Raw genomic sequence first — 1,790 nt, 5'->3', positions numbered from 1 at the left:
TCGGACCGAAGGTCCGGCGAACCATCCCGCCGGGGAACTGACCACCAGCTGTCGCGGGTCCGGCGCTGGGAATCGGCCCGGAGTGGGGGGTCGAGACGGTTTCGACGGCATAGGCGGCCGAAGGAGAGCCCAGGGCGACCGCAACCGCCACAGCCACACCTGCCACGGTGATGGTGAGCAGCCGGCGGCCGACCAGCAGGGCAAGGGCACCGACGATCGCGGCCGCAACAACGACAAACCGCAAGGCCGGGTACCAGTCGGGAGTGCGATCCAACAGTACGAACGACCACGCACCGGTGACCCCGACCGCCGCCGCCATCAGCACCCGGGAAACCCAGGAATCCCGTGTTCGCCACAGGGCGGTCCCGCCGAAAACAATCAGACCACTGATCCCCGGTGCCACCGCGATCGTGTAGTAGGGGTGGATAATGCCGCTCATATAGCTGAACACACCGCCGGTGACGAGCGTCCAGGCGCCCCACAACAGCAGACCGGCGCGGACGCGATCCGTGCGCGGAGCCCGGCGGGTCGCCCACAAGCCACCCACCAGCACTATCAACGCCGCCGGCAGCAACCAGGAGATCTGGGTGGCCATCTCGCTGTTGAACAACCGGTTCCAGCCGGCGGCGCCACCGAACATGCCACCACCGGGACCGCCGACATCACCAGGACCCGTCAGCTGGTTCATGTACGCGGGAATGCCGGGTGGGAGCTGGCCCTGGGGCGGGTTGACGAACAGGGCCCGGCCGGCACCCCCGCCGGGATTCCCACTGCCGCCGAAGATACGGCCAAGACCGTTGTAGCCGAAGGCGAGCTCGAGGATGCTGTTGTTGGTCGACCCGCCGATATAAGGCCGGGAGTCCTTCGGCCACAGCTCGACGGCCGCCACATACCAGCCGGCGGAGACGACGATCCCGACCGCACCGGTCAGCAGGCCGAGCAGCCGCCGGCCGATGGATGTGGGCGCGGCCACCAGGTACACAAGCCCGAATGCCGGGACGGGCAGGAACGCCTGCATCATCTTCGTCAGGAAGGCGAAACCGACCGCCACACCCGTCAGCGCAATCCAGCGAAAGCTGCCGTCCTCGGTCGCGCGCACTACACAGTAGGCCGCGACGACGAGCAGCAGCACCAGCAGCGCGTCGGGATTATTGAAGCGGAACATCAGCACTGCGACGGGTGTCAGGGCGAGGAGGGCACCGGCGAGCAGACCGGCCCGCGGCCCGATCCAACGACGAACCGCCAGATACAGGACGCCGACGGCCGCCACGCCCTCGAGCGCGTTCGGGACGAGCATGCTCCAGCCGCTGAAACCGAAGATCCGCCCGGACAGTCCCATCACCCACAATGAGGCCGGCGGTTTGTCGACGGTGATGAAGTTCGACGAGTCGAACGAGCCGAAGAACCACGCCTTCCAGCTCTGCGTGCCGGCCTGGACCGCCGCTGCGTAGAAACTGTTGGCATAACCGGACGCGCCCAGCCCCCATAGGTAACCGACGGCAGTCGCAGCCAGCAGGACGAGCAGTGCCAGGCGTATCCACCATGGGTCCGCCACACGTCCCCGCAGTGGTCGGGGCAGTCGGATCGGTGGCCGACCCACCGTCTGTCGCGGTGTCTCCTGCTCGGGGGCGGATGGCCCGGCGCTGGTGTCGACCGAGGTCCAGTCAAGGCCGCCGACGCTCGTGCTCATCGTGTGATCAGGCCAGTGGGAGCGTTGCCGCCCGACCTACCGGATCCACCAGGTCCGTCGGATCCACCAGGTCCGTCGGGTCCACCAGGTCCGTCGGGGC

General features: G+C 68.0%; 1 protein-coding gene. It reads right to left on the bottom strand.

Annotated features, from left to right (window positions below):
- A partial coding sequence (locus DD1DGNOD_RS02300; RefSeq protein ID WP_241255411.1) for an ArnT family glycosyltransferase occupies positions 1–1,690 on the bottom strand: 1,690 nt, incomplete at its 3' end.
- Positions 1,691–1,790: the final 100 nt, after the last annotated feature.

The organism is Candidatus Protofrankia californiensis (genome assembly GCF_900634765.1).
GTDB classification, from domain to species: domain Bacteria; phylum Actinomycetota; class Actinomycetes; order Frankiales; family Frankiaceae; genus Protofrankia; species Protofrankia californiensis.
Note: the sequence above shows the minus strand (reverse complement) of the source record. Positions and strands in the feature narration are given on the sequence as shown.